The sequence below is a fragment of the Thermoleptolyngbya sichuanensis A183 genome (genome assembly GCF_013177315.1).
Lineage (GTDB): Bacteria > Cyanobacteriota > Cyanobacteriia > Elainellales > Elainellaceae > Thermoleptolyngbya > Thermoleptolyngbya sichuanensis.
Window position 1 is genome coordinate 3,341,612 of the sequence record NZ_CP053661.1, and the last position, 20,863, is coordinate 3,362,474.

The window sequence follows — 20,863 nt, forward strand, 5'->3', positions numbered from 1 at the left end:
ACGATTACCCAGACGCAAGACTAGGCGCAAGAAACTATGGTGACCATCAATGACAACTATTTGAAGCTTAAGGCAGGCTACCTGTTTCCGGAAATTGGGCGGCGGGTGAATGCCTTTGCGGCGGCGAATCCCGACGCGCCGATCATCCGGCTGGGCATTGGCGACGTGACCGAACCGCTGCCCGAAGCCTGCCGCACGGCAATGATCAAAGCCGTAGAAGACATGGGCGATCGCGCGACGTTCAAGGGCTATGGGCCAGAGCAAGGGTATAGCTGGCTGCGAGAGGCGATCGCCACCCATGATTTTCAATCGCGTGGCTGCGACATCAGCGCCGACGAAATCTTTGTCTCCGATGGCTCCAAGTGCGACTGTGGCAATATTTTGGACATCTTTGGCAACAACAACACCATCGCCGTTACCGACCCCGTGTATCCGGTTTACGTCGATACCAACGTTATGGCAGGGCACACGGGCGATGCCAACGAGCGCGGCGAATACGACGGACTAGTGTACTTACCCATCAGCGCCGAGAACGACTTCACCGCCGAGATCCCCAGCCAAAAAGTAGACCTGATCTACCTTTGCTTCCCCAACAACCCCACAGGCGCAACGGCGACCAAAGAACACCTGACCGACTGGGTAAACTACGCCCGCGCCCACGGCTCGATCATCCTGTTTGACGCGGCCTACGAAGCCTTTATCACCGATCCTTCGCTGCCGCATTCCATTTATGAAATCGAAGGGGCGAGGGAGTGTGCCATTGAGTTTCGCTCCTTTTCCAAAAATGCAGGCTTTACGGGCACTCGCTGCGCCCTCACCGTCGTTCCTAAATCTCTCAAGGGCAAAGCGGCTGACGGCTCCGACGTAGAGCTATGGGGACTGTGGAACCGTCGCCAGTCCACCAAGTTCAACGGCGTGTCCTACATCGTACAGCGCGGCGCAGAGGCGGTCTACTCGCCCGAAGGTAAGGCTCAGACCCGCGCTCTGATCGACTTTTATATGGAAAACGCCCGCATTATTCGGGAACAGTTGACAAATGCTGGAATTCAGGTTCACGGCGGCGTAAACGCGCCCTACGTCTGGGTAAAAACGCCCCACGGTTTGTCAAGCTGGGATTTCTTTGACAAGTTGCTGCACACCTGCAACGTCGTCGGCACGCCGGGTTCCGGCTTTGGTGCGGCAGGCGAGGGCTACTTCCGCATTTCCGCCTTCAATAGCCGCGAGAACGTAAACAAAGCGATGCGCCGAATTGTGGAAAAGTTCAAAAGCTGAACTCTGCAATCCAGTGGCGGCGACGATCTGCGCGATCGCCCGCCGCCCTCTGTGCTAAATCATCTGGTGCTAAATCATTAGGTTTATGAAGCTGCTGTGACCGGCATCTTCTACTCGGATTGTCCAGCGGCCGCGTCTGGATAAATCCGGCGTGAACCTGTAGCGACCCTGGCGATCGCTCGTCCCCCGTTGCCAGGGCACACTGGGATTCCCCGGCGCAAAGATCAACACCTGTGCGCCTGCCATCGGTTCCCCGGTGCTATAGTCGGCGATGATTTCCACCGAGACTATCTGAGCATTTTGGGGCAGCGTAGATTCGCTGTAGGTAATGCTCTCCCCCCGCACACCCCGCGCCTGCACGATGGCCCTTAAGCCGACTTCGTGGGCCAGGGCTGGAACGGCTAACGTGCCCAGCAGCAAGATCAGGCCGAGCGATCGCCCTAGATACTGCTTGACCCTGCCTTCTAGTCGCATGCGGTCACTCCTTCTGCACAATACAAGCTCCACCACGGATCAAGCTGATTGGTATCTGCTTCGCCCGTGCTGTGTCCCAGCAACTCTTCAAAACTGGAATTCACCCCGCCATAGCGCACATGCATGTGGATTGGGTCGCCGTGGGGAGCGCGGAGCGCCACATACTTGAAGCCACTACAAGCCGCATCTTCGGACACTAGCTCAAACAAATCCCAAATCGACGACTGAAAGCGGGGATAGTAGAACGGGTCAGGCGCGGCGCCGCGATAGGCATACTGACAATTCTCGGCGATCGCATTTTCGCCCGCCAGATCCCGATAGAAGGAAAATTGCTCCATCTGGTTAAAGACGATGCGCCCCGGATTTCTAGGGTCATTCAGCGAAGAGGGCACGGCTGTATCCAGTGTGAACACGCCATTCACGCCCAAAAACGGAACGCTGGAATTTGGAGAAACAACCGCTACGGGTTCGTTTGCCAATCCGCTGTGCCCACTCAGACAAGCCAGGGCCGTCAGGATTGCAACTGAAAGTTTTGGTAAATCGAGCGATCGCATAAACACCCATTTCCTCACAACTATCACTGGGACGATTATCTTTGGGACGACAGGTAGTCCCGTCGAATTAAGGCATAGACTACCGAGTTTGCGTTAAATTTGCGATGCCCCTGCTGAGGATGGGGATAATGTCGATTTGCGATTTTGGATTGGTGATTTTGGATTGGCGATTCTGGAATAGTGTTCTGGAATGGTGTTCTGGAATGGCGATTCTGGAGTGCCAGTCAAGCGTCTTCGGGGCTTCCGGCAATTTTACTCGTCGCGCCCCTCGGGAAAATGGCCAGCAGCTTGCTGCTCCCAGTAATTCCAAAAAATCCCATTGATTCCAAAAAAAAGAGGGAGCGATCGTCCCCTCTGGTTTTATATCCAATCAAAACTGTTTGCTTAGCCTAGCGACGACGGAACCCACCGCCCCGCATTCCGCCACCAAAGGACGGACGCGGACGGACGCTGCCAAAGCCACCGCCGGGGCGCACCGTAGTCTTCGGGCGGGGAGCCGTATTCGGGCGCAGGTTGGTGGAGCCAAACCCAGAGCCGCTGGGACGATTCACCGTCGTCTTGGGTCGAGCGGTCGCCGGGCGGGCCGTAGTGGGCACTCGCAGTTGCCCCGACGTGCGAAGCTGGCGATTACGCACCGCATTGGGCACGGTCTTGTTTTGCGCCTGATAGCGCTCAACCGCTTGCCCGTAGGTGCGACCATAGCCGCCGTAGCCCGTCATCACGCGACCAGGGACATAGGCAGGCGGGAAGTAGTAATGCGGCGTAAACAGCAGGCTACCCAGGGCTTGACCTGCCAGCGCTCCAGCAAAGGGCGACCAGAAGCTCGGCTCCTGGCGCACCACGACCACTTCCTGCCGCCCAGTCTGCGGATTCACCTGGGTTTCGGTGACGTTGTGGACATACTCAATCCGAAAGTCTTCCGTCAGGTGCAGCGAGGGCTGCCCGTTTTCGACCTTAAGGTAGCTCTTTTCGCCAGCGCTGATTTCTTCATCCGTCAGCCGCGCCATCGGCAGGTCGGCAGATTGGAACACTGAAGAGGTTCCTGGCGGCGTATTCAGCAGCATCAGCGTATAGTCGCCTTCTAGGTCGTTGTAGCTGGCTTGCTGCACAGGATACTTGCCATCGGGCAGCGTCGCTTGGGACGGCGCAGCGGCAACTATGGGCTGATCGGCAGGGGCGATCGCCCCCGAATCTCCCAGAGAGGACGAGCAGGCCAGCGTAGTGAAGGCGAGCGTAAAGGCTGCCGTGAGGGCAACCAGCTTGCGAAGCACAGAAAACTGCATCATGAGAATCAATGGGTGAAACAAAGAAGGGAACTTATCAGGCGTTGGGGTTGACAAGGGTTTGATAAAACAAGTGAACCGGGCTGAACGCTCAATAAAAAATCGGCAAAAATCGGCCCTGACTCTAATCTAAACCAGACGCAAGACCTGAACCAAGCGCAGTCCGTCACAGCGTCACAGGAAACAGGCTCGGCAAACAGGCTCGGTAAACAGGCTAGAAGTCTACAGGGGAACAAGTTCGGGGTAATGCTGCAATAGCTCGTCGTAGGTGAGTTCGTCGCCCAGTTGCGCCGGGGAAAAATGCACCTGAATCGCCCGCAGCTTTTCGTTGTGATGCAGGTTGATGATAGACTTTAGACCCATTCGCAGGGCGCTGGCGTTGGTTAGGTCGGTTTCCAGGGTAGGCACTTCGCCTTCATAGGCGACGGTGATCATTACCACCAAGTTTTGAGTAATGGGCAGAATCAGCGGCGTTTCTGCATCCTCGGTGTCCGAGTCCAGCAGTTCTGCACCGCTGCCATAGCGCTGGGCCGAGTCGGTAAAGAGTTCCGTCACGTAGTCGCCCGCTTCGCCCTCGTCCCAGAAAACATCGCCTTCGTTTGCGGCAGACTGCCAGTACGGTTCGTACTCTAGCAGGTGGTCGCAGAGGGTGACGAGTTCTTCCCCCAGCACGTCTAGGTCACCCTCGGCGGCGATCGCCCGCTGTCCAGCCTGGTTCAGCACGCCCAGCAGTGGCGCAACCTCGCGGCCGGCTAAGTGCAGAAAAATACGACACACGACAAACCGCGTTTTGCCGCTGAGTTGTTGAAAGCGATCGCGCAGGGGCATAGGAATCTAGATTTTTGGATTTTGGATTTTGAGTTTTGGGGTTTTGGATCTGGGGTTGGGTTAAGCAGCAAGATGGCTACCCCATTCATATTTTGTCATCTGGCTTCCTGTTTCCTCACCTATCAGCAGGGAGGATTTCCGCCATCAGCGCCCCAATTTGCCGAAGGTCTACGTTGCCGCCGCTGATCAGCACACCGACGCGCCCGGTAACCTGGGGCAAGTAGCCTTCGAGCAGGGCTGTGGCAGCCAGCGCTCCCGTCGGCTCGATCACCAGCTTCATCCGCTCCCACAGGAAAAACAGCGTCCGCAGTAGCGCGTCGTCGGGCACGGCCACCATGTCGTGAACGTAGTGCAGCACCAGGGGAAAGGTGAGGCTACCCAGCGCGGGGGTGCGTGCGCCGTCGGCGATCGTGTTGGGATTTTGCACGGTTTGCAGCGTTTTGGTATGAAACGAGCGGGTCGCGTCGTCTCCGGCTGCGGGTTCCACGCCGATCACCCGGCAACTTGGGGAAAGCGTGTGGGCGGCGATCGCACAGCCCGACAGCAGCCCGCCGCCCCCACAGCACACCAGCAGGTAATCCAGCTCGCCCACCTCTTCGATCAGTTCCTTTGCCGCCGTGCCCTGGCCGGCGATGACGTGCGGATGGTTGTAGGGCGGAATCACCACTGCGCCGCGCTCCTGGGCGATTTGCTGGGCCACTTGTTCGCGCACGGCTTCGGCGCGGTCATACAGCACCACCTTTGCGCCATAGCCCCGCGTGGCATCCTGCTTTACCTGGGGCGCATCGGCGGGCATGACGATGGTGGTGGGAATGTCCAGCAGCTTGCCAGAGAGGGCGATCGCCTGGGCATGGTTTCCCGATGAGTAAGTCAGCACGCCCCGCTGTTTCTCTTCGGGCGCAAGCTGCGACAGCGCGTTATACGCCCCGCGAAACTTGAACGCGCCCATCCGCTGCAAGTTCTCGCATTTGAAAAACACCTCGCAGCCCGTGCGATCGTTCACCGTGCGGCTGGTCATGACGGGCGTGCGGTGGGCTACGCCGGCCAGCCGTTCTGCCGCCGCTGCCACATCGGCGTAGGACACGGGCAACTCGTTGACCTGATTGGAAGTTGAAGCAGCAAGTGCCATTGCGATGTCCACCCGATTTTTTCTAAGCCTTTTCAATTTGTGACCGTAGCCATTCCATGTCCAGTTCAGAGAGCGCGGGGGGCGGCGGTGGCTGCCGGTAGTCAATCGACAAGTCATAGGCGGCCTCGTCGTAGATAGCCCTCAAAGCTGCCCCCAAATCAAGTGGCACCGCCTCATCGGGCGCTTGCAGCGGCACTGGAAGAGTGGGTAGCTCATCCGCAAGGGCGATCGCCCAAACCTCCACTAATCCAGAATGGGCGCGAGTCAGCGTTACCAGATAAGGCACCGCAGGCAAGCGCGGATGATTATACGGACGAGCGCCTCGCCGTAGCAAATCGATCTCAATCAAATGCACATTGGCTTGATAGAGCCGTTGCCGCTTGCGGCGATATTCGCTCAATCCAGGTTCTCGCTTATTGACCGGAGACAGAATTTCAATGCAGCTAATCAACCGATTCTGAGCCGTATCGCGAATCTCGATGGTTGGAATGCGAACTTCGACGGGTAGAAGCAGCGGCAGGGTTAGGAGGGCAGGCGTGGTTGCCGTTGCGCCTTGGGACGCTCGGCCTGTTTGGCGACTCGCCTCAGTCGGCTGCACCTGAAGCACTTCTACATCAGGATACAAAATGCCGATTTCACTCTCTGGCGACGTATCTTCGACCAGGTACACTTCCAGTCGCGCTGTGTAGCGAGGGCGCAGCAGCGGCACGAGCATTTGCCGAATTTTGTTGGCAAGGGCGTTGTGTACATCTGACCAGAGATAGCCTTCAAGATAGGGGTCCATTCCAGGAAAAGGCGACGGCATGGCTAAAGCATCCGAATCAACTATCCGAATTAACTATCCAAATCAATCATTCAAATCACAGCCCAGTCATTTTTTCGATCATAACGGCACTCCAGATCGCTAAAAGCGTGAATTTGACGAGAGCTTGCAAGAATCTTCAGACTTTTCGATCAATTCCTGAATTATGCAAGTTTTTCCTGGAGAATATTCGAGAATTGCTTCTGGAGACAACTTGCAATGGCAAAAAAGAAGGGCAAGGGAAAAGGTGTTAACTACTCCTCACCCTATGGTGACGGCGTGGACTGGGACGTAGACGACTATTTACCCGTTTGGGAACTGCCAGAAGGCGAAACATTTAGCCCCATCGAGCCGCTATCTTTTAACGCGGATTTGCAGGGACGATCTCAGCTTTTTCTGCCGCTGTATGTCAACAATGACGGCATTGGCAACGATACAGACGGATTTAACACGATTACCCTATCGCTCGATCCAGCAGATACAGTCGGTTTTACTCAGGAAACTTATATCTTGAAAGAATCATGGGATGCAATCGCTGGTGATGTTTTCACAGACCCTTATCGATTTTCCTATCCTCAACCAGAACAATTGGCAGATTACCTGTCAAAAACATTTTTAGTTGATGGTGCTAGTCGCCCATTCAACACGCCTCGCCTCATTCCTGGTGGACGCTTCAAGGAAATCATCATTATCATCGAAGATGCTCAAAGCCCGTTGCCTATTCAGCTTGGAGCAGAAAATAACACCGTTCCCGGCAGCGGCATTGGCAACACTAGCGGCATCAATGTGATTTATGCGGGTGCAGGTAGCGACACAATTGACACAGGCGCTAGCGATGATACCGTGCGGGGCGAAGAGGGTGACGATTGGCTAGTAGGTGGCAATGGCGACGACATGCTCTACGGTGAAGCTGGTAATGACTTGCTGCGGGGCAGCAATAGCCGAATTACAGATATTCAAAACTCCAGCTATACCCGCCCAGCAGGTGACTATCTAAATGGTGGTACAGGCAACGATACGCTTTATGGCGAGGGAGGCTGGGACACAATTGATGGGATGGAGGGCGATGATCTAATCTACGGCGACAATCCTGACCCTGGCTTGGATAACCCTGATTCTGAAAACCCTTTTACAGACGAACAAGATGTTTTAAGCGGGGGTAACGGCAACGATGTTATTTTTGGCGGAGCTGATAACGACAAGTTATTTGGTGATGCAGGGGATGATTACTTATCGGGTGGCCCTGGAAAAGACAGTTTAGAAGGCGGAGATGGGCGCGATCGCTTCGATTTCTACACCTATCGTCCTGGATTTAATGATGACGATTTTATTCGTGACTTCAGCCTGGCAGACGATACAGTTGGTATTTACATAGGAACCGCAGAATCGTCTAGCTTTCGCAACGTTGGGCTGACTGTCAACAGCGCTATTTTATCCAGCCAGTTTGTCATTGGCAGCAACGCAACTACAGCCAACCATCGCTTCATTCTTACCTTAAGTAGCTTTGGTGATTCTTCCGCATCCTTGTTTTTCGATCCCGATGGCTCTGGCCCCACCGAGCAGATTAAGCTAGCCGATCTCAGCAGCGGTGATGGCTCAAGTCTCAGCAATTTCAACCACACGTACATCGTCACCTTTGACGACACGCGCCGCCGCCCAGCGCCCAGCGACCCCCTGCCGCTAGCGCCCAGCGTGCAGTTTGCCCAAAGCACGCTGCTGATTAACGAAACCGCAGGCGTTGCGACTATCACGCTGAATCGCACCGGAACGCTGGCGGGATTGTCTCAGGTCAGCGTGGCGATCGCCGGTGGAACAGCAACTCCCGATGTAGATTTCGGCGCTGCCCCATTTCCGCAGACGATCACGTTCGGCATTGGCGAATCCCAGAAGACGATTGAAATTCCCATTCTGAGGGATGCATTTGTAGAAGGAGATGAAACAATTCTGCTATCTCTTTCCCCCGTAAATAACCCCTTTGCAGGAACACTGGATACGCTGATTGGGAATGTAAATTTAGCAACCGTTACCATCCAAGATGCAGGCGCAACGAATGGAAATGATCTGCTGATTGGCACGCCGCAGAAAGATGCGATCGCCGGACTGAACGGCAACGACACGATTTTGGGACTGGGCGCAAATGACACCCTCACGGGCGGGCGCGGCAACGACACGCTGTTTGGCGGCGCGGGCAACGACACGCTGCGCGGCAACCAAGGGCGCGATGTGTTTGCGCTAGAGCGGGGGCCGGGGTCGATCCGCGTTCTGGATTTTCAGGATGGGGGCGATCGCCTCGGACTCACCCCCGGACTTCGCTTTCCCCGGCTGAAAATCGTGCAGCAGGGCAGCGGCTCCAGCGTCAGCACTCGCATCAGCCTCGGCAACGACCTCCTCGCCATCCTCCCCGGCATCGCCAAAGCCCAAATCACCAAAGCCGATTTTGTCTCGATCCGCCTGCCTGCAATTTAGCCTGCATCCTGCGTTCCCACCTCCCAAGCTCGTAAAGTCCTGTTGCAAACCTGAGATGACCCACGCAAAATGCGATAGCTTGTAGGTAAGCAGAAATACGCATTAACTCCGTCGCGTCCTCTGCTGATGACCCTCGTTAAATTCCCTCTTCGCTGCAATTTGGTAGGGAGACACCGTTATGACATTCAAGAAGATTTTGGCGGCACTCGATCAATCTCCACTGGGGCAATCGATTTATGAACAGGCGCTAGAGCTAGCGAAAACGCAAAACGCTGAGCTAATGCTGTATCACGCATTGAACCCTGATTTGATCTTGGGCCCGATGCTGCTGCCAGGCGAAATGGGGCTAGCTCCGCAACTGGTGACCCAAGCTTATGAGGCGCAGCAAAACTACCTGGATCGGCAAACCCAAGAGGTGCGCGACTGGCTGAATGATCTGTGTCAAGGGGCGATCGCCCAGGGTGTGTCTACCCGATTCAGCTATCGCTGCACCGATGCGGGACGCGGCATTTGCGACTTGGCGAAAGAGTGGAATGCGGATTTGGTGCTGCTGGGTCGGCGCGGCCGCAGCGGCTTGGCGGAAGCCCTCCTGGGCAGCGTCAGCAACTATGTGTTGCACCATGCCCCCTGTGCGGTGTTGGTGTTGCAAACGACACCCACGCCCTCGACTGCCCTACAGTCCGACGTGGCGCAGACCGATTTGGCGAAGACCGCGCCCTTGTCTTAGATAGAACATGAGTTCGACTCAGACGCTTGGCAGGAATCCTCAAGGTCATAGAAGATTTGGATGGAATCGAGGCGCGATACGATGAAAGTCATGGCTGGGCTGTTTCAACTTCAAGTCCAGCCTCAGCATTTCTTTGAAACGTTTCTACCCTCGAACTCACGTTAATACCTCAGAGGGTGTTTGAAAAGGTATCGCCTGTAATGTCAAGCACTCAGAGATCCCCCCTAGCCCCCCTTGAAAAGGGGGAAAACCGCCTTAAAGTCCCCCTTTTTAAGGGGGATTTAGGGGGATCTTGCACGCTTTGCTACAAACAGTAGGACTTTTCAAACGTCCTCTCACGTTAATACATAGGTGCAGCAGCGTGGGCAATAGGAATTGGCGTAACCCCCTTCCTTGTCTAACGGGAGCCAACCATGAGCCATCGTACTGCACCTGCTACGCCTGCTGCGTCTCCGCGTCGCCAGCGCCCCCTGCTCTGGGTGGGTCTGGTCGGTGTGCTAGCGCTGCTGGGCGGCGTGGTTTATCCAGAACTGCGAAACTCTGGAATTTACCGCAAGGGCGAGTCCGCCTACCAGACAGGCGACTGCCCAACGGCGATCGCCCAATTTACTCGCCTGCAAGACCTCAACGCCAAAAAATACGTGACTCGCGCCATCCCACTGCGCGGCGAATGCGAACAATTTTTGAAAATTGGCACGGATCAAGCAGCGGCTGGCCCCAGCGCCACGCTGGTCAGCTACAGCCAGTTTTTGACATTCAACCCCGACACTGCCCTCCTCGAAACTGTCCAACAGCAGACCAGGACGCTGTTTCAGCAGCATAGTCCCGACGCGCTGGCCGATGAAAAAGTCTGTTCCAGCATGACGGCGCTGATGAACCAAAACCTCATAGTTGACCCCGCAACCCAAGCCCCAGCGCTCCACTTCGCCTGTGGCAAAAAGGATGAGGCGCAAAAAGATTACGCGGGCGCGATACAGCACTACGGCAGCGTGCTGAACGACTATCCCAACGCCGCCGAAGCGCGAGATGCTGAAGCGGCGATCGCCCGCACGCTGGTTGCCCAAGCCAATGAAACAGGCGCAGGCAAGATTCCGCCGCCGCAACCCCTGGGGTCTTCCGGCAACAGCAGCAGTGTGGTAAAAATTCGCAACGACTCGCCCAATGTATTACGCATTGTCTTTAGCGGGCCAGAACCGCAGTTTGCCGAATTGCCGCCCTGCCGCGACTGTCAGGTATACAGCACGCCTCCCCGATCCTGCCCCGAAAAAGGAGCAGAGGGAACCTATACCCTCAAGCCTGGGCAATACAGCGTGCTGGTGCGGGCCGCAGACGACAGCAGCGTTACGCCGTTTACGGGCAACTGGTCGATGCAGCAGGGCAAAGCCTACAGCAGTTGCTTTTATCTGGTGCGGCGGCGCGTGTAGAACGCACTGGGCCACGCAGAAACAAAGTCTGGGTTAGGGAGGGCGATCGCCCTCTTTTTTGTGACTGCTGCGACAATTGATACAAAACTTTATGGACTGCTATTGAGAACTATTCCGATTTGTGGGGTAGGCTTCTTATTGAGGATATTTCTCATTAATCCTCGATGACTTGCAGTTCCTAACATGTGAGGACAGTTGTCTTTATGCAAACCTACGATAATCCCGATGTGAAATATGACTGGTGGGCCGGCAATGCCCGCTTTGCCAATCTCTCTGGATTGTTTATCGCAGCCCATGTGGCCCAGGCTGCACTCATTACCTTTTGGACCGGTGCTTTCACCCTGTTTGAAATTTCCTGGTTTGACCCAACGCGCTCAATGGGGGAACAGGGACTGATCCTGCTGCCACACCTGGCCACGCTCGGTTTGGGCATTGGCAGCGGCGGCGAAGTGGTTGATACCTATCCTTACTTTGTAGTAGGGGCCGTGCATCTCATTTCGTCAGCCGTTTTGGGTGCAGGAGCGCTGTTCCATACCTTCCGCGCCCCCGAAGATTTATCCGCTGCGTCGGGTCGCGCCCGCCTCTTCGACTTTAGCTGGGATAATCCCAAACAACTTGGGATGATTCTCGGACATCACCTGCTGTTTTTGGGTGCAGGAGCGCTGCTGCTGGTTGCCAAGGCGATGTATTGGGGCGGACTGTATGACGCAGCCACGCAAACGGTGCGCTTGGTGACAAACCCAACCCTCGACCCCGCTGTGATTTATGGCTACCAGACCCATTTCGCCAGCGTCAATAATCTGGAAGATTTGGTCGGCGGGCATATCTATGTGGGTCTGATGCTAATTGGGGGCGGAATCTGGCATATCCTGGTGCCGCCACTGGACTGGGCCAAGAAGGTGCTAACGTTCTCCGGAGAAGCGATCTTATCCTACTCGCTGGGCGGCATTGCGCTGGCCGGCTTCGTCGCTGCCTACTTCTGTGCGGTCAATACGCTGGCCTATCCCGTCGAGTTCTACGGGCCGCCGCTAGAGGTCAAGCTCGGTGTTGCGCCCTATTTCGCAGATACCGTTGAGCTTCCAATGGGGGCGCACACCTCGCGCTGTTGGCTGGCAAATGCTCATTTCTTCCTGGCGTTTTTCTTTTTGCAGGGTCACCTGTGGCATGCGCTGCGGGCAATGGGCTTCGATTTTCGCCGTGTGGAACGGGCGCTGAATACGATTGAGGTGTAGGCTTGCAGCACAGGCTTGGACTATAGACTTGAACTGTAAGCTAAAGTGCAGGCAAAAATGCAGGCAGTTTGCAAGATTGCCAAACACTTAGCGGAATGTGATCATGAGTGTCTATGGCTCCAACGATCCATTGAGAGATGAGAACACTTTTCTTTAGAACGTTCAATGGATAGAAGTCGGAGAAACTATGGCGAAGATTGGGCTATTTTTTGGAACGCAGACGGGCAACACGCAAACCATTGCAGAACAAATTCAAAAGGAATTTGGCGGAGATGGCGTAGTGGAACTGATCGACATTGCCGATGCCAGCCCTGAGGATTTTGAAGCGTATGAGTGTGTGATTGTGGGCTGTCCGACGTGGAACATTGGCGAACTGCAAAGCGATTGGGAAGGATTCTATGACGAGCTAGATGCGATCGCCTTTTCTGGCAAGAAGGTTGCGTACTTTGGCGCGGGCGATCAGGTCGGCTATGCAGACAACTTTCAGGATGCGATGGGCATTTTAGAGGAAAAGATTTCGTCGCTGGGAGGCACAACGGTCGGCTACTGGCCAGTCGATGGCTATGACTTCAACGAATCGAAAGCGGTACGCAATGGCAAGTTTGTAGGACTGGCGATCGACGAAGATAATCAGTCTGACCTGACGGACGAGCGTGTAAAGACCTGGGTTGCTCAGCTCAAGCGGGAATTTGGGGTGTAAGAGGGTGTTTGAAAAGGTATCGCCTGTAATGTTAAGCACTCAGAGATCCCCCCTAGCCCCCCTTGTTAAGGGGGGAAACCGCCTTAAAGTCCCCCTTTTTAAGGGGGATTTAGGGGGATCTTGCACGCTTTGCTACAAACAGTAGGACTTTTCAAACATCCTCTAAGAGTGCAAGGCTTTTCAAGATTTCCTAAAAGCCGTTTTTCGTAGCGTAGCAGGCATTAGGATTGGGATTGGGATTTGGCGTTTAGCATCCTCCCGACTCCCCCTCTGCCCAATGCCTTGCAACTCAAATGCCAGATGAGGAATGCCAGATGAGGCTAAAAGTCTAATTGACTTAAATTCTCATCTAGCGGCTCCATTCGTGTTTATCTTGCAAGGAATTCTGTATGTCTTCATCGCCCGATGCACTGTGGCTCAACGTCAGCCCTGCGCTGCAAAAATTCGATCGCCCGCTGCTAAAGCATCTGGCGCAACATGGGGCGATCGCCCACTGGCAATATTGCCAGACCCAGGACGAAGCCGTGTCGATGGCAGCAGCGCTGGTGCTACTGCACGACTATCTCAAGCAGGGCGATCGCCCGGTGCATCTGCTGGGGCACGGCATCAGCGGCGCACTGGCCCTGCTCTATGCGCGGCGGCATCCCGAACGAGTGCGATCGCTCACCCTGCTCTCCGTCGGCGTATACCCGCTGGTAGACTGGCAGGCGCACTACTACAGCCGCTTTGCTCTGCTGCCCTGTAGCCGCGAAACGGTGCTGGCGCAAATGGTGCCCACCCTGTTTGGGCGACAGTCCTGGCCAGTCACGCAAAACTTGATTCAGCTTTTGGAAAAAGACCTGGACAACTCACTGTCGCCCCACACGCTATATCGGCGGGCAAGCTTGTTTCCTGGCGGAGTGCCCGTGCCGCTGCTGGTCTGCGGTGGCTCAGAAGACGCAATCATCGACCCCAACGCACTGGACGGCTGGCGACCCTGGCTCAAAGACGAAGGCTTCTTCCCAAAAGATGAAACAGGCTGGACTCCACCGGGCGATCGCCTGTGGCAATGTCCGGGTGGGCGCTATTTCTTTCACTATCACTTTCCCCAGTCCACGGCTGAGCAAATTCTAGACTTTTGGCAATCCTTCTCGCGTCTGCCTGTCCAACACCCTGCATTCGAGATTGCGTCTGCGGGCTAGAGTGAAACCTTCAGTCATGAGTACCTCACTCCTTACAGCTATGCTTACCAACATCGTTCTCAAATGAATCCTCTCTGTATTCTTGGAATTTGGCTGGTCACGGTCTGCTTTTGTCTGTCCGTTTGTTTTGCAATTCAGGACGGGATAGCGCGACTCAGGCGACTGCATCAGGTTCCGTGCAGCCGCTGTGCTTACTTTACTGGGGAGTATCACTTGAAATGTGCGGTGCATCCCTGTCGGGCGCTGTCGGAATTAGCAATCGGCTGCACGGATTATGAACTCAAGACAATGCCACAGCCTGCAATCCTTCAAGGCGCTAATCTGATTAGACATCTGATTAACCAAATGTCGAATCGATTGGGTCGGTTTCCCAAGTTCCTTGGGCAGCGCAGATCGCTCAAGCGTTTTGCAAAACCTGGAGTTTCTGAGTACCAATCTGACGGGACTTTCTGATTTTGGATTTTAGATTGACGATTTTGGATTGCCAACTCAGGGTTCTGCAAGCGGGTGCATCCCAGTTACGCAAATTCGCCCTCATCCCCAAGCCCCTTCTCCCAAGTCGGAAGAAGGGGAGCAAGAGAGGCTTGAAGTCCCTCTCCCAGAGCAGGAGAAGGATTTAGGGTGAGGGGTACAAAAGTGAGATGCACTCTTGCAGGACTCTTAGCCATCTCATGCAGTGATATAGAAGAAAGTTTTGTTATTGAGCCCGGTATAGCGCTGGTTTCATGGCGCGGGTTTCAGCCAGTTTTAATGACTGCTTGTAGGAAAACTGCACCTCTGGTTCTGTGGTATAACGTTAGAAAATGATAATCATTCTCATAGCTGCTCTCATAGCTACTAGCTGCTTTTCTAATCGTTTTCCCACTAGACCTGTACCTGAGGATGAGTACTATGACCCCTGCCAAAGCAACCTGGCAACACGCAAGCTCAGCCATTCGCTATGTCTCTCCAAAACGCATTTCCATTGTTGTTGCGTCAGCGATCGCCCTCGGTTTGGGCAGTTGCACCACTGCTTCCACCAGCAACAATGCCGAATCTCAGCCGCCGACAGCCGCCGATACGCCAGAACTCCGGGTCGTCACTACGTTTATCCCAATGACCCAGTTCACAAAGGCCGTGGCGGGCGATCGCGCTGAGGTCACCCAACTGCTGCCCACCAATGTTGGCCCGCACGACTATCAAGCCCGCCCCGAAGATGCCCAGCGGATTGCCCAGGCCGATGTGTTGGTGAAAAACGGTCTGGAAATGGAGTCATTTTTGGACAGCCTGATTGAAAATGCAGGAAATTCAGATCTGAAAGTGATTGACTCCAGCGCTGGCATTGCCACAATTACGACTGAATCTATTGAAGGAGAGGCGCACGATTACGGGCACAGCCATAGTCATGATCACGCTCATGCTCATGATCACGCTGAAGAAGCAGCAAGCCAACCAACCGCCCATCGCCACAATCACGGTGAGTTTAACCCGCACATCTGGCTCGATCCGAAGCGGGCAATTCAACAGGTTGAAACTATTCGCGATGGGCTGATTGCGGCCGATCCCGATGGGCAAGCTGTTTACACCGCCAATGCAGCCGCCTACATTCAGCAATTGCAAGCGTTGGATGAGGAGATTGCTCAACAGCTCCAGCCGTTTGCCAACAAAACGTTTGTTGCCTTTCATGACTTTGCGCCTTACTTTGCCGAAAGCTATGGGCTAAAGGCTGAGTTTCTAGTGGATGTGCCCGATGTCAACCCATCGCCCCAAGACGTGAAGCGCGTCATGGATACGGTAAAAGCCAGTAATCTAAAAACGCTGCTGACGGAGCCTCAAAGTGGAGAAGATGCGTTTGCGGCGATCGCCCAAGACCTGGACGTGAATATCAGCACCTTTGACCCTATGGAAACAGGTGGCCCCGAAGCCTTGCAGCCGGACTACTACATCGCCACCATGCGGCAGAACGTGAAGGCGCTGGTGTCTGCGTTTACAGACGGATCAACGCAATCGGTCTTGCCACACTGGACGATTCAGAAAACCAGCGCTGTGTTGCCGCAGCGAGTCAGTCTGAGGTTCTAGCCCGCCGTCTAACTTGCTGTCTAGCCCGCCGTCTAACTCGCTGTCCAGCCCACAGTGCAACAAATCTTAGCGCATCAGGGCAGGGCCAACGATGCTCTGCTGGGATAGGATGGCTCCTTCGGCGAGTTTGATAGAGCCGAAGGTCAAACCCGCAAAACCCAGCGCCATCAGCATTGCCAGGACAGCAAACCCGATCCAGCCGCCATGCTCTGCTTCTGCGGGGTTGCTGGATCTTTCTGCGACAGAGAATGGGGACGGGTCGGGTGTTGCATCGATTGACAATCCGGGAGCATCAGTGGTGTAGAACATGGGAGCGTTTGGAGGGGGTTGTAGACGGGGTTGTAAAGGAAGTTATAGAGGGGTGTCGAGGCGTACCTTTGGCTGACGAGCTATCGCTTTGGAGCCATAAATTATTTATAGGACGAAAAGGGCGATCGCTCTATTCAGAAAAGTTAAGGAGTTGAGCCGGAAAAAAGTCCTTAACTTTTCAGTATCGCGCTGACCGGGGCGATCGCTCTATAACCAAAGCATCGAACGAAACGCACCTCACACTACCTCACTTCCAGGAGACACAACCATGAATCTGACCTACCGTGGCACCGAATACATCGCCAGCAACCAACTGCCCACTACCAGCCAAAGCTTCAACGGATGCTATCGCGGCGCAGAGATGACGATGCACTCCCCCTCTAAACTGCCTGCACAGGTGTTTGTAAATCTGACCTATCGCGGCGCACAATATCGTGCCGAAGCAAAGCCCAGCTTTGTTCCTGAGAACGTTCTGGCTATCTAAACTAGGCGGTTCTAGATCAGTTTCTTGAGCGCCTGACGGACGTTCCAGCAGATTTTTACCCAAATTTCCCACACAAGTAAATGGCGATCGCTCTTTTTGGAGGGCGATCGCTTTTTATTTGAACTTATCTACTCAACATACAGAACTTACTCCACTTGCTAAATGACCAATCCAAAATTGCAAATCCAAAATCCAAAACCTGTATACCCTTCCAGCCACCAAAAATATGGCAGTACGGGAGGGCGAGACATCCACGCCTCCCGATTATCCGACCTTACATTTAAGGAGAAATCTACATGGAATCGATGCAAACCGAACGGTTCACTGCAACCTATATCGAGGAGATTCCCCCCAGCGACCTGGCCATGACCGAACTTTCTGAGGCTGATCTGGATGAGTGCGCGGGCGGTCTGAGCCTGGGCGATTTCAGCAGCCTAATGGACGGGTCATCCAGTTTCTTTGGGCAAGAACGGCTGTCTCTGGGCCAGGCGACCTTTGCGGGCCCAAATGGTAGCGGCACGATTTCGACCCTCGACTTCGAGCGCACGATTTCTGGCGCAAATCGATTCACGTCCCTCGGTAAATAGATAAGTCTACAGGGGTCACTGCTGGTGTCGTGCGATCGCCCTTTTGAGTCGATTAACGCGCCAGTGTGACCCTGTGCAGCAAAACGCCTAAGTGTTGAATGTTGTCAACGCGCCAGTATGACCCCGTGCAGTAAAGCGCCTAAGTGTTGAATTCGGACAGTCCCATGTCTCATGCGCCTCAGTTTTATCCGGCGGAACCACCCCCATCCACCGCTGCTCCCGTCGAGTTGTCAGAGCAAGATCTAGAGCAAATTTCAGGCGGGGTCGATTTATCCCTCACCTTGGTCAGATTTGATGGCAGCGATGAACTGTCTTTGGTATCTACTGAGTCGGACTACGCGGCTCTATCGCAAGCCAGCCAGTCTTCGCAGACGCGCTTCTCCGTGTTCCAGATTCATCTGACGGGATTCGACTCAACGAATAGTCTGATGAAAGCATTGTCCAGCATTGGCAGGCTGTTTGGCTATTAGAGACTGGATCTTGTCCATTCCTTATTTCTTGCTCTCATGGCGATCGGGAGGCTGTCAATGACTTGTTTGTTGCTTGAGGAACTGGATTCCTCAGATTTGAACTGGCTAGTGCAAGCCGCAGTGTATCGCAGCGTTCCCGCAGAAACGCTTTTGGTGGATTCTGATCAGCCGTCCGACCATGTGTTTTTGATTCTCGAAGGCATGGTGGCGATCGCCGCACCGATACGGCAAGAGGCAATCGCCTACTCGTCCAAGAAGCCCTCCTCTGCCGAATCCGGGGAAATATCATGGACAATCACCACCCTTTCGCAAATCCTGCCGGGTGACTTTGCCAGTCTCGCTACGATTCTAGATTCCAGATCGCTTCCTTACTCAGTCATTTCTGAGTCCCCGTGCCAGGTTCTTTGCATTCCGCGTGCCGTGCTGCTACAAAAGCTCCAGGAAGACGCAAGCTTTGCGTCCCGGTTTTATCGAACCGTTGCGCTGCTGATGTCGGCTCGAAATCGGCGGCTGGTGCGCGAGTTCGAGTATCAAAACCTTCCCATCCGGCGATCGCCCTTGCGACAATCCATTACCTTATTTGCCGAATTGCAGGATAGCGATCTGGACTGGCTGGCAACGGTGGGAATGGTTCAATCCCTGCCAGCGCAGACGGTGCTGCTGTCTACGGGGCGATCGCCCGATGCGTTGCATATTGTCCTGGAGGGAGCGCTGCTGCTGAGCCAGCCTGTCGAAATGTCTAGCCTGATTGCCCAAACGCTTGCACCTGCTGAAAATCCCTCTGCACCCCATCAAGAAATTGCACGGCTGTCGCGGGGCGATCTGGTGGGCGAGATGCAGTTGGTCAATGCCCATGACCTAACGCTCTGTGCCAGCGCTCTGCGCGATTCGCAGGTGTTGTCGATTCCGCGCTGGCGACTGGCGGCAAAACTGCTGCACGATCCTAGCTTTGCTGCGCGGTTTTACCGGGTGCTGGCAACATTACTTACTACGGAATATGAGGCAATGCTGCATCAGCTTTATGCCGCAACCCTGGGTTCCGCAGACGAAAGGACAGAACTGATGGGCGATCGCGACGATTTGAGTAGCCGTTTACTGACCCGCATTTCTCTTGCCGAAGCGCGGTTTGAGTGGCTGCTCAAGCGAATCCAGGCGCAACAAGAAAACGGGAGGGACTTGCAATGGTAATGCCAGAAAATCGTTTGCCAGATTCTTTATCTAGTTCATTAGGCGGTCATGCATCTGCGAGTCCATCTCCAGCAAATGCAAAGACCTCAAATGCAAAGTCCTCAAATGCAAAGTCCTCAAATGCAAAGTCCTCTGCAAAAAACAAGCTGTTTCGCACTGAGGCGCTGGAGCGGAGCGCCTCTCCGGAGCAGCTCGATCAACTGGTGCAGGTTGTCAGTCCCAAGCGCTGGCTGTCCTTACTCGCGCTGGGTACGATTGTAATCGGCGGTGCGGTCTGGAGCGTGCTGGGTCGCATTCCCATTACTGTTCCAGGACAGGGGGTTTTAGTGCCCCTTCCCGTTGCCCAGTTAGGGCCCGATCAATGGCGCGTTGATCCGAGTCAAATCATTCGCGTTCAGGTTCCCACGTCTGGGCGCTTGCTGACGCTGCCTGTGCGAATGGGCGATCGCGTCCAGCCCGGTGACGTACTGGCAACGGTGGATCAGTCGGAACTCAAGCAGCAGTTGCAGCTTTCGCGAGAAAAGCTGGCCCAGCTTCAGCGGCAGGATGAGGAAGCCCGCACCGCCCAACTTCAGCGCGATCGCTTTGAACAGGCGGCGATCGCCCAACAGCGGCAAGCACTCCAGCAGAGTCTACGCACGGTGCAATCCCTCACGCCCGTCATCCGCGAAAAGGGCATCGAAGCCATTCAGCAGGAGCGGATTGCGCTAGAACAGCGGCTCCAAGCCCTGCGCGACCAGTTGCCCACCTACGAACAGCGTTGGCAAGCCCGCCAAACAGCCCACGAAGAAGGCGCACTGTCTCGCGATATGGTGCTGCAAGCAGAGCAGGAATACCTCAACGCCCGCGCCCAGCTAAATCAGGCAGAATCCCAACTCAAGCAGCTTGACGTAAAGGAAGCCGATGCCCAACGTGAGTATCTCCGCAGCGAAAACCAGAGTAATGAGTTGCAGACGCAGATCAAGAACCTGGAAACCCAAGCGGCAGCGCGACGAGAGCAGAATTTAATCGCCAATACGGCGCGGCAAAAGGAGATCCAGGAAACCCAGCGGGCGATCGCCCAGCTAGAGCTACAGCTTCAGAAAAACAGCGAAATCACCAGTCCCTACGACGGGCAGGTGCTAGAAGTCTCTGCCAAACCAGGCGAGCGGATAGAGGCGGGCGCAAGCATCCTCACGCTGTCGGCTCAGGGCGATGCTACGCCGCTGGTTGGGGTGATGTTCTTACCCGTCAGCGAAGGTAAGAAAATTATGCCAGGGATGGCCGTACAGCTTACGCCTACCACCGTTAAGCGGGAAGAGTATGGCGGCATTCAAGGGCGGGTATTTGAAGTCTCCAAGTTTCCGCTGACCCGGGCCGGAGCCGCCAGTCTGGTCGGCAATCCCGATATCTTACCTGCCTTGATGAATGAGCAGCCCCATCTGGCTGTTTTCGTGCGGCTGGAAACCCGCGAATCGGGGCGGCAGTCTGACGACACGCTCCAGTATGTCTGGTCGTCTTCTAACGGGCCGCGCCAGGCGATCACAGCAGGCACAACGGCGACTGGGCGCATCACCACCGAAGCGCGATCGCCCATTTCCTACGTGCTGCCCATTTTCAAATCGCTGACGGGGATGAACTAGGGCGTGCTTTAAAGCCCTTCGATCCCCCCTAGCCCCCCTTAAAAAGGGGGGAACCGAGCCGAACCACTCCGGA

20 protein-coding genes are annotated in these 20,863 nt (G+C 55.0%); 13 read left to right on the forward strand and 7 right to left on the reverse strand.

Annotation, left to right across the window (positions count from 1 at the left end):
• Nucleotides 1-36 precede the first annotated feature (36 nt).
• Nucleotides 37-1,272, forward strand: a complete 1,236-nt coding sequence (locus tag HPC62_RS13940) for an LL-diaminopimelate aminotransferase (RefSeq protein ID WP_172356623.1) — start codon at nucleotides 37-39, stop codon at nucleotides 1,270-1,272.
• A 69-nt stretch (nucleotides 1,273-1,341) separates the two neighbouring features.
• Here HPC62_RS13940 and HPC62_RS13945 read toward each other — a convergent pair whose 3' ends face one another.
• The 6 genes from HPC62_RS13945 to HPC62_RS13970 all read right to left on the reverse strand — a co-directional run bounded on the left by HPC62_RS13945 (nucleotide 1,342) and on the right by HPC62_RS13970 (nucleotide 6,324).
• The gene (locus HPC62_RS13945; RefSeq protein ID WP_172356625.1) at nucleotides 1,342-1,746 is read right to left on the reverse strand and encodes a carboxypeptidase-like regulatory domain-containing protein; all 405 of its coding nucleotides are present in this window, start codon (nucleotides 1,744-1,746) and stop codon (nucleotides 1,342-1,344) included.
• The gene (locus HPC62_RS13950; protein WP_172356627.1) at nucleotides 1,737-2,300 is read right to left on the reverse strand and encodes a hypothetical protein; all 564 of its coding nucleotides are present in this window, start codon (nucleotides 2,298-2,300) and stop codon (nucleotides 1,737-1,739) included. The genes HPC62_RS13945 and HPC62_RS13950 overlap by 10 nt, the downstream gene beginning before the upstream one ends.
• Before the next feature lie 389 nt (nucleotides 2,301-2,689).
• Nucleotides 2,690-3,586, reverse strand: coding sequence for a hypothetical protein (locus tag HPC62_RS13955; protein WP_205370179.1), 897 nt, complete (start codon nucleotides 3,584-3,586; stop codon nucleotides 2,690-2,692).
• Nucleotides 3,587-3,805: 219 nt separating this feature from the next.
• Nucleotides 3,806-4,405, reverse strand: a complete 600-nt coding sequence (locus HPC62_RS13960; protein ID WP_172358953.1) for a DUF1517 domain-containing protein — start codon at nucleotides 4,403-4,405, stop codon at nucleotides 3,806-3,808.
• A gap of 121 nt (nucleotides 4,406-4,526) precedes the next feature.
• Entirely contained in the window at nucleotides 4,527-5,540 is a 1,014-nt protein-coding gene (locus HPC62_RS13965) for a threo-3-hydroxy-L-aspartate ammonia-lyase (protein WP_172356629.1), read from the reverse strand.
• Nucleotides 5,541-5,562: 22 nt separating this feature from the next.
• Entirely contained in the window at nucleotides 5,563-6,324 is a 762-nt protein-coding gene (locus tag HPC62_RS13970) for a DUF4058 family protein (protein WP_205370176.1), read from the reverse strand.
• Between the two features lie 237 nt (nucleotides 6,325-6,561).
• Between HPC62_RS13970 and HPC62_RS13975 the strand changes: the two genes are divergently transcribed.
• The 7 genes from HPC62_RS13975 to HPC62_RS14005 all read left to right on the forward strand — a co-directional run bounded on the left by HPC62_RS13975 (nucleotide 6,562) and on the right by HPC62_RS14005 (nucleotide 16,130).
• Nucleotides 6,562-8,808 carry a Calx-beta domain-containing protein gene (locus HPC62_RS13975; protein WP_172356633.1) on the forward strand — a complete coding sequence of 749 codons (2,247 nt, stop codon included), beginning with the start codon at nucleotides 6,562-6,564 and terminating at the stop codon, nucleotides 8,806-8,808.
• Between the two features lie 178 nt (nucleotides 8,809-8,986).
• Nucleotides 8,987-9,535: a universal stress protein gene (locus HPC62_RS13980; protein WP_172356635.1), complete on the forward strand. Its 549-nt coding sequence runs from the start codon at nucleotides 8,987-8,989 to the stop codon at nucleotides 9,533-9,535.
• A 413-nt stretch (nucleotides 9,536-9,948) separates the two neighbouring features.
• On the forward strand, nucleotides 9,949-10,959 hold the full coding sequence (locus tag HPC62_RS13985; RefSeq protein ID WP_172356637.1) for a hypothetical protein: 1,011 nt from the start codon (nucleotides 9,949-9,951) through the stop codon (nucleotides 10,957-10,959).
• Between the two features lie 203 nt (nucleotides 10,960-11,162).
• Nucleotides 11,163-12,191, forward strand: a complete 1,029-nt coding sequence (locus tag HPC62_RS13990) for a chlorophyll a/b binding light-harvesting protein (protein ID WP_172356639.1) — start codon at nucleotides 11,163-11,165, stop codon at nucleotides 12,189-12,191.
• A gap of 187 nt (nucleotides 12,192-12,378) precedes the next feature.
• On the forward strand, nucleotides 12,379-12,891 hold the full coding sequence (fldA, locus tag HPC62_RS13995) for a flavodoxin FldA (RefSeq protein WP_172356641.1): 513 nt from the start codon (nucleotides 12,379-12,381) through the stop codon (nucleotides 12,889-12,891).
• Nucleotides 12,892-13,280: 389 nt separating this feature from the next.
• Nucleotides 13,281-14,072 carry an alpha/beta fold hydrolase gene (locus HPC62_RS14000; RefSeq protein WP_172356643.1) on the forward strand — a complete coding sequence of 264 codons (792 nt, stop codon included), beginning with the start codon at nucleotides 13,281-13,283 and terminating at the stop codon, nucleotides 14,070-14,072.
• 891 nt (nucleotides 14,073-14,963) lie between these two features.
• Nucleotides 14,964-16,130, forward strand: a complete 1,167-nt coding sequence (locus HPC62_RS14005) for a metal ABC transporter solute-binding protein, Zn/Mn family (RefSeq protein ID WP_172356645.1) — start codon at nucleotides 14,964-14,966, stop codon at nucleotides 16,128-16,130.
• A gap of 66 nt (nucleotides 16,131-16,196) precedes the next feature.
• Here the strand turns inward: HPC62_RS14005 and HPC62_RS14010 are convergent, their stop codons facing one another.
• Entirely contained in the window at nucleotides 16,197-16,439 is a 243-nt protein-coding gene (locus tag HPC62_RS14010; protein ID WP_172356647.1) for a hypothetical protein, read from the reverse strand.
• Between the two features lie 268 nt (nucleotides 16,440-16,707).
• On the opposite strand from HPC62_RS14010, the gene HPC62_RS14015 reads away from it, so the two are divergent.
• The 5 genes from HPC62_RS14015 to HPC62_RS14035 all read left to right on the forward strand — a co-directional run bounded on the left by HPC62_RS14015 (nucleotide 16,708) and on the right by HPC62_RS14035 (nucleotide 20,790).
• Nucleotides 16,708-16,923, forward strand: coding sequence for a DUF4278 domain-containing protein (locus HPC62_RS14015; RefSeq protein ID WP_172356649.1), 216 nt, complete (start codon nucleotides 16,708-16,710; stop codon nucleotides 16,921-16,923).
• A 296-nt stretch (nucleotides 16,924-17,219) separates the two neighbouring features.
• Complete coding sequence (locus tag HPC62_RS14020) at nucleotides 17,220-17,510, forward strand: CTB family bacteriocin (RefSeq protein WP_172356651.1); 291 nt, start codon at nucleotides 17,220-17,222, stop codon at nucleotides 17,508-17,510.
• A 164-nt stretch (nucleotides 17,511-17,674) separates the two neighbouring features.
• Nucleotides 17,675-17,980, forward strand: coding sequence for a hypothetical protein (locus HPC62_RS14025; RefSeq protein ID WP_172356653.1), 306 nt, complete (start codon nucleotides 17,675-17,677; stop codon nucleotides 17,978-17,980).
• A gap of 57 nt (nucleotides 17,981-18,037) precedes the next feature.
• Complete coding sequence (locus HPC62_RS14030) at nucleotides 18,038-19,168, forward strand: cyclic nucleotide-binding domain-containing protein (RefSeq protein WP_172356655.1); 1,131 nt, start codon at nucleotides 18,038-18,040, stop codon at nucleotides 19,166-19,168.
• Between the two features lie 203 nt (nucleotides 19,169-19,371).
• Nucleotides 19,372-20,790 (forward strand): NHLP bacteriocin system secretion protein, encoded by a 1,419-nt coding sequence (locus tag HPC62_RS14035; RefSeq protein ID WP_216655259.1) that lies wholly within the window; start codon nucleotides 19,372-19,374, stop codon nucleotides 20,788-20,790.
• Nucleotides 20,791-20,863: the final 73 nt, after the last annotated feature.